The organism is Candidatus Zixiibacteriota bacterium (genome assembly GCA_040753495.1).
Classification (GTDB): domain Bacteria; phylum Zixibacteria; class MSB-5A5; order GN15; family PGXB01; genus DYGG01.
In genome coordinates this window covers 1-7,402 of record JBFMEF010000050.1, presented here as the reverse complement: position 1 = coordinate 7,402, position 7,402 = coordinate 1, and the positions used below count along the sequence as shown (strand labels likewise).

Genomic DNA, 7,402 nt, shown 5'->3' with positions numbered 1-7,402 from the left:
CCCGTGACCTCCGCTCCCGCCGCTGCCGCCGTTGCCGCCGCTTTGTGAATCTGTTATGATACCGTCATTGGTCAAGGTCCCCGCGACAAAGACCGTATAGCCATTGGTTTCCAGGATGCCTGTGGCGGTAATGGTCAGGTTATTGGCGTTAAGGTCTGATGTCAGGGTGGTTGTCCCCGCAATGAGAATATCGCCGTCGGAAGCATCCCCGAAAAGTTGCGCCTCAGCAACAGTTGACACGAAAGTCCCAATCCATGCCGTCAGAACGGCTCGCATTAGAAATTGTCTGTGCATTTCCACCTCGCGCTGATATTTAAGATGTGACCTGAGTTCGAGCGAGATTATCTACCACAATAATCTACTTTAATGATACGCCGCGATGGTGGAATTATGCGGCTTTTAAATATCAAGAGGAGGGGAAAAAAAGAGCGGTCCCGGCAACCGCTCTTTCCGACAAATCCGTAACTTATGTTTATCTCATATTGTTGATAATATTCGTGGCAAACTGCGAGGTGGAGACCTTGGTCGCTCCTTCCATCAGACGTTCCAGGTCATAGGTGACCGTTTTGTTCTTGATGGTTGTCTCGATGCCGTTCTCAATCATCCTGGCGGCTTCATCCCAGTTCATATACTCCAGCATCATGCAGGCGGAGAGAATCAGGGAGCCGGGATTGATAACATCCTTATCGGCATACTTCGGAGCGGTGCCGTGAGTCGCCTCAAACAGCCCGACAAAGTCGCCGATATTGGCGCCGGGCGCCATTCCCAGTCCGCCGACCTGCGCCGCGCAGGCATCAGAGAGATAATCGCCATTCAAGTTCGGCGTCGCCAGCACTTCATACTCATCGGTGCGGGTCAGAATCTGCTGAAACATCGAATCGGCGATTCTATCTTTGATGATTATCTTTCCCTCGGGAAGCTGGCCATTGTACTTGGAAAAGAGCTCTTCCTCGGTCACCACTTTGTCGCGGAACTCGGTCGTGGCAAGTTTGTATCCCCAGTCGCGGAACGCCCCCTCGGTATATTTCATGATATTCCCTTTGTGCACCAGGGTAACCGACTTGCGTCCCTTGGCGAGAGCATAATTGATGGCTTTACGGACCAGCCGCTTGGTGCCGGTGACCGAAATCGGCTTCACCCCGATTCCGGAGTCGGAGCGGATTTTCAGCTTGAATTTCTTGTTGAGAAAATCGATAACGGTCTTAACCTCTTTGCTCCCCTTTTCCCACTCGATTCCGGCGTAAACATCTTCGGTATTCTCCCGGAAAATCACCACATTCATTTTCTCCGGATGTGTCACCGGCGCCGGCACCCCCTGAAAATAACGCACCGGCCTGACGCAGGCGTACAGATTCAATACCTGCCGCAGGGTGACATTGAGAGAACGGAAGCCGCCGCCTACCGGGGTCGTCAGGGGACCTTTGAGGGCGACAATATACTGCTTGATGGCATCGAAAGTCTCTTTCGGCATCACTGTCCCGTAGAGCTTTTCGGCATTTTCGCCGGCATAGATATCCATCCAGACAATCCGGCGTTTTCCGCCGTACGCCTTTTCCACGGCGGCATCAACCACCCGGCGGGTCGCTTTCATGATATCACGGCCTATGCCGTCACCTTCAATAACCGGAATTATCGGGTTGTCGGGAATCTGGAGTTTCCCGTTTTTGACCGTAATTTTCTCCCCTTCTTTGGGGACAACGATATGTTTGAATTTGCTTGGCAAGTTCCTTCCTCCTTAATAGCCGATTTCTTTGAGGAATCCTTTGTAGGTCTGTCCCGACTTCTGGAGCAGTTCGAGTTCATCTTTGCCGAGTTTCAGTTCCAGAATCTTTTCCACACCATGGGCTCCCAGAACCGCCGGCACGCCGATATAAAGGTCCTTCATTCCGTACTGCCCGGTCAGATATGCCGAAAGAGGAACCACCCGTTTTTCATCGAGGAGTATCGCCTTCACCATTTCTACCGTTGCCGCCGCCGGGGCATAGTACGCCGAGCCGGATTTGAGAAGTTTCACTATTTCGGCGCCGCCATCCCGCGTCCGGTCTGATATCGCTTTGATTCTTTCGGCGCTGATAAGTTCGCCGATCGGAACGCCGCCAACCGTAGTGTACCGGGGAAGCGGGACCATCGTATCGCCATGTCCGCCCAGAACCATCGCCTGCACATCGGTCATAGCCACTCCCAGTTCCATAGCGACAAAGGCGCGAAAACGGATCGAGTCGAGAATGCCGGCCTGCCCGCAGACCCGGTTGGCTTTAAAGCCGGTCCGCTTGAACATATGATAAGTCATGATGTCCAGCGGATTGGTGACGACGATTACAAAAGACTTGGGGGCAAATTTCTTGATATTGTCCGCGGCGCCACCAACGATATCGGCGTTTGCTTTGAGAAGGTCCTCACGCGACATCCCCGGCTTGCGCGCCAGACCGGCGGTCATCACCACCAGGTCGGCTCCCTCAATATCCTTGTAGTCATTGGTTCCAGTCACGTGAGCGTTGTACATTCTGACGGGACCGGCCTGGGTCAAATCGAGCGCTTTCCCCTGGGGAATGCCTTCAAGAATATCGACCATGACGACATCGGCAAGATTCGTCTCGGCGATATACTGAGCCACTGAAGCGCCGACATTGCCGGCTCCGACTACTGCTACTTTCCTGTTCATTGTTCCTCCGTTTGTGTTAATCCTATATATTTAATTTAGTGAACTGTCACTACCGTATGTCCCGCATCGCGCACTACCGCGGTCTTAATGATGTCAAAACTGTCTTCGGCCAGACCGTTGATTATGTCCTGAGGAATAGTGCAGGAGCGAAAATAGACCTTATCCGGCACGCCCCGGGTCAGCTCCGAATAAAGATAGATATTGATTCTCCGACCGATGCGAAAAACGCGATGCAGTTTATGTATCCCAAATCTGTCGGCGGGCTCCAGTTCCTCGGCGCTGTCCGGCCTCCAGCGTTCGGCCAGCTCAAAAAAGATGTCGCTGCCTATCCCTTCCCGGCAGGGTGAAAAGAGGATTACCGTGCCGCCGTCTTTCACCGCCGTCTGACAATTCTCCAGCGCTTTTTGAACCTGGTAGAGATTGCTATCGAGCGGCGGAAGAACCTCGGCGAGAATCAGGTCAAATTTGCTCTTGACCTTCCGGCTGAAAATTCCTTCCGAATCCTGCGCCGCTTCGTGAAAGGCTTCCTTAATTTCTCCGCAGTGAAGAGCGGTGATATCCCCCCCGCGTCCCAGAACCAGCTGGATACCAAAAATTTTTTTGGCGCCCAGCAGGCTCATCAAATCGCGCAGATGCTCCTCCACCGGATTGCCCTCAAGTTTCATCGGCGCGGCATCAAAACTGGTGGCAAGGTCATGATTGCGGATGGTTGTAGCGCGGTCGCAGATACCGGGAAAAATCGATTTTCTTCCGCCGGTGAATCCGGCAAAATAGTGCGGTTCCACCGAACCGATGACACCCACCCGCTCATTTTCAAAGAAGGCTCGATTCAGGTAGACCGTTTCCCCGGTGCGGTCCTGGCCTGCCGCTTCCATCTCGAAGAGATTATCGGCATCATGAATCAAAATCCGTTTTTTCAAATCATCATACAAGGCGCCGAAAATCTGCCGCAGTTGACTCTCTGTCGGCGCCTGATGACATCCGCACGCGACCAGAAATTTGGCTTCCCGATTCAGTCGCCCGGAATCGGCAAGCCAGCGCAAGATTGTCTCGTTGGGCGTGGGACGATAGGCGTCATTAACGATAAATAGAGTCACCGAAGCCAGCGGGAACAGAATTTTTTCGGCGTTCTCCACGAAATGGCTGAAATCCCTTTCCGTGACTACTCTGTGAGCAGCGACGGACTGAATCTCGTTAAATTCGAAACTGTCCGATAGATTGAAAGATAATTTCTCCGCGCCATAATTGATATATATCTTCATTCTATCAGCTGAAGAAAAAGGCAATCTCAACGGCCGCATTCTCCGGAGAGTCGGAGGCATGCACCGAATTTTCCTGAATGTTTAACGCAATTTCCTGTCTTAGTGTCCCGCAGGCGGCCCGGGTCGGGTCGGTGGCGCCTATAAGAGTGCGCAGGTCGGCCACGGCATTCTCTTTTTGAAGAAGAATCGGCACAACCGGCGTTGACACCATAAATTCCACCAGCGCCGATAGAAACGGTTTCCCTTCGTGAACCGCATAGAACTTTCGCGCTCGCTCGGGAGTCAAACGTTCCATCCGCATTCCCAGGATTTCGAAACCGGCCTTCTCGAGGCGGGCAATAACATGACCAATCAGCCGTCGCCTGACGGCATCCGGTTTAATAATGAGTAGAGTTCTTTCGACCATTCATCCCCGTGTCTTGTTTTCTTTTTTCAATTTTCGAGCGGCGCTGAAGCCCAGTTCCAGCGCCTTTTGATTTTTTTCTTCCGTGCCGCGCGGCGCCCGTCCCAGAACCACTTCTTTCAGGGAATCATGAGTGACGATTCCGGTCAGTTCCGCTATGGCGCCCAGGGCGATAACATTGGCGACCATCACATGTCCTATTTCTTCGCGCGCCAGACGGACAAAAGGGAGCCCGTAATATTTCTTGGTCGGCACCTGTGTCACCATGGTAGAATCTACCACCAAGATTCCATTTTCTTTCAAATCAGGATAGTACTTATCGCAGGCTTCCTGCGTCAGCGCCAACAGAAGATCCAGTTTCATTGTCTTGGGGTAATAAATTTCACCCTCGGCAATAACCACATCGGAGCGGCTGGCGCCACCGCGCGCTTCGGGACCGTATGATTGCGTCTGCACCACGTTCTTGCCGTCGCCGACACCAATCGCCTCGGCGAGCATGACGCCCGCAAGAATCAATCCCTGGCCGCCGGAGCCGGAAAGACGAATTTCATAGCGGTCCTCTTTCTTTTTCTTTTCTTCCGCGGCTTTCATTTCTGCGCCTCCTTCTCTTTAAGACGCTGGACCAGTTTATCGTACTCTTCGCAGAACTCGGTGGCGTCGGTCTCGTGAATCAGTCCCGTCACAAATTTGCCCACCATCTTTTCCGGAGGAAGTTTAACCGCCGCCTGAATCGGCATGGCGTGGTCTTTCATCCAGGATATCATGGCGACCGCATCCCCTTCCCGATTCAAACGACCGTAATACGTATGGCAATTCGAAACCACTTCCACCAGCGAAAAACCTTTCTTAACAATTGCCCCTTCGATCAGTTTTTCGAGTTGCTGCTCGTGGTACACGGTGCCGCGCGCCACATAAGAAGCGCCCGCTGCCGAAGCGAGTTTGACGATATCAAACTGCTTCTCGTAATTGCCAAAAGGCGCCGTGGTGGCAAAAGCGCCGGCCGTCGTCGTCGGCGAAAACTGCCCGCCGGTCATACCGTAAATCTTGTTGTTTATCAGGACCACCGTGATATCGATATTGCGGCGACAGGCATGAATGAAGTGGTTGCCGCCGATAGCCATGGCATCGCCGTCGCCGGTAATGACAATAACTTTGAGGCGCGGCTTTGCCATTTTCACGCCGGTCGCAAAGGCGATGGCGCGGCCATGGGTGGTATGCAGAGTATTAAAGTCAAGATAGACCGGCATCCGGCTGGAACAGCCGATGCCGGAGACCACAACGATATCGTTCTTGTCCAGTTTCAGTTTGTCAATAGCCCGAATGAGAGCGCCCATAACAATTCCGTTGCCGCATCCGGCGCACCAGACATTGGGGAATTTCTTCTTAGGGCGCAGGTAATGATGGACAACATCAGAGCGCTGAACCTCTTTTTCCTTTACGACTGTATCTTTTTCCATCACTTCACCTCTCTGATTTTGTCGAGAATCTGCTGGGGAGTCATAACTTCGCCGTCATAACGCCCCAGAAAGAAGACTTCGGCGTTGCGTGGGGCAATACGTTTAATCTCATTTACCATCTGCCCCATATTCAGCTCGGCAACGATAATCTTTTTCACATTCTTGAGAGCATCGGAGATGATCGGGTCGGGAAAGGGCCAGATGGTCAACGGTTGAATAGCGCCAACATGCACTCGCCTCTCCCGCGCCATCTTTATTGCCTGATGCGCTGCGCGCGCCACGGTACCATAAGATATTACCGCAATCCTGGCGTCATCCATCATCTCGGTGCGAACTTTGTAAATCTCGTCGGTGAACCGCTCTATCTTCTTTCTCAACTTATTTAGCTTTTCGTTTATTTCCGACGGCACGGCGGTGGGGAAGCCTTCCCGGTCGTGCGTCAAGCCGGTCACATTGTAACGATAGCCTTCGCCAAAAGCGGCCATCGGGCTAACCATGCTCGGGGTCATTTCAAAATGACGGTACCAGTCAGCCGGGATATCCGGCTTGGGGCGCTCCATCACTTCAAGTTCACCCGGCTCCGGCATGGTCATTAACTCTCGCATATGTCCCAGCACTTCATCGGTAAGAACCGTCACCGGCGTGCGAAACCGCTCCGATAGATTGAAGGCTCGCACCGTTTCCTCAAAACATTCGCGGACTGATGACGGCGCTAGGGCGATAGCCGTATAATCGCCATGCGTTCCCCAGCGCGCCTGCATTGTGTCGGATTGGCTGATTTTGGTCGGAAGACCGGTCGAGGGTCCTCCGCGCTGGACGTTGACAATGACGCAGGGAGTTTCAGTCATATAGGCATAACCGATATTTTCTACCATGAGTGAGTAACCGGGTCCCGAAGTGGCGGTCATCGCTTTGGCACCGGCATTGGCGGCGCCGATAACAGCCGCGATCGAGCCGATTTCATCTTCCATTTGGATAAAGCGACCTCCCAATCGAGGAAGTTCCCGCGCCAATCCTTCCGCGATTTCGGTGGATGGGGTAATCGGGTATCCGGCGTAGAAATCGATTCCGGCATAGATAGCGCCCTGAACGCATGCCTCGTTCCCCTGCAGTAATCTCACTTTTCCTTTTCGTAAATTACTCATATTCTCCCCTCCCCTCATTTATAATTCGATGTGATGGCAAAATCGGGGCAATGCAGCCAGCAGATGGCGCATTGCGTGCATTTTTCCGGGTGCGCCAGAATCGGTTTGCCGTCACGATCCGGCTCAAGGACTTTCTGCGGACAGAAGGCGATGCAGATATTGCATCCCTTGCACCAGTGCAGAAATATATTCAGGGGAGGCAATTTCCCTTCATATTTGTTTACCGGTGGTTCTTTTTCCCCGCTGGTGCGAGGTTCGGATTCGGTCATTTCATAAACTCCCTGGAGTATATCTATACTTCCAAACTGCTGAAATTATTTTCTTTTTCTCCCGGTGGTTTTCTTGCGGGGCGACGTCTTGCCTTTGACGGCGGTCGCTGATTTTTTCTTCGGCGGCTTTTTGGCGCCGAACGATTTCATCCGCTCTTTTATGAGCGCCGGGATTTCGGTCGGTGAAGCCGCCACCGGAATCCC

At 52.8% G+C, this 7,402-nt stretch carries 9 protein-coding genes; all 9 read right to left on the bottom strand.

Annotation, left to right across the window (positions count from 1 at the left end; all coding sequences use genetic code 11):
* On the bottom strand, window positions 1-294 hold a 294-nt coding region (locus AB1690_03150), incomplete at its 3' end, for a hypothetical protein (GenBank protein ID MEW6014300.1).
* Between the two features lie 178 nt (window positions 295-472).
* Window positions 473-1,723, bottom strand: coding sequence for an isocitrate dehydrogenase (NADP(+)) (gene icd / locus AB1690_03145; GenBank protein ID MEW6014299.1), 1,251 nt, complete (start codon window positions 1,721-1,723; stop codon window positions 473-475).
* A gap of 12 nt (window positions 1,724-1,735) precedes the next feature.
* Entirely contained in the window at window positions 1,736-2,662 is a 927-nt protein-coding gene (gene mdh, locus AB1690_03140; GenBank protein MEW6014298.1) for a malate dehydrogenase, read from the bottom strand.
* 35 nt (window positions 2,663-2,697) lie between these two features.
* On the bottom strand, window positions 2,698-3,924 hold the full coding sequence (locus AB1690_03135) for a lactate racemase domain-containing protein (GenBank protein ID MEW6014297.1): 1,227 nt from the start codon (window positions 3,922-3,924) through the stop codon (window positions 2,698-2,700).
* 4 nt (window positions 3,925-3,928) lie between these two features.
* Complete coding sequence (gene ndk, locus AB1690_03130) at window positions 3,929-4,330, bottom strand: nucleoside-diphosphate kinase (protein MEW6014296.1); 402 nt, start codon at window positions 4,328-4,330, stop codon at window positions 3,929-3,931.
* Window positions 4,331-4,918: a 2-oxoacid:acceptor oxidoreductase family protein gene (locus AB1690_03125; GenBank protein MEW6014295.1), complete on the bottom strand. Its 588-nt coding sequence runs from the start codon at window positions 4,916-4,918 to the stop codon at window positions 4,331-4,333. It abuts the gene before it with no gap.
* Window positions 4,915-5,784, bottom strand: coding sequence for a thiamine pyrophosphate-dependent enzyme (locus AB1690_03120; protein MEW6014294.1), 870 nt, complete (start codon window positions 5,782-5,784; stop codon window positions 4,915-4,917). Before AB1690_03120 ends, AB1690_03125 begins: the two co-directional genes overlap by 4 nt.
* Window positions 5,784-6,929 (bottom strand): 2-oxoacid:acceptor oxidoreductase subunit alpha, encoded by a 1,146-nt coding sequence (locus tag AB1690_03115; protein ID MEW6014293.1) that lies wholly within the window; start codon window positions 6,927-6,929, stop codon window positions 5,784-5,786. Before AB1690_03115 ends, AB1690_03120 begins: the two co-directional genes overlap by 1 nt.
* 14 nt (window positions 6,930-6,943) lie before the next feature.
* Window positions 6,944-7,198: a 4Fe-4S binding protein gene (locus tag AB1690_03110; protein ID MEW6014292.1), complete on the bottom strand. Its 255-nt coding sequence runs from the start codon at window positions 7,196-7,198 to the stop codon at window positions 6,944-6,946.
* Window positions 7,199-7,402: the final 204 nt, after the last annotated feature.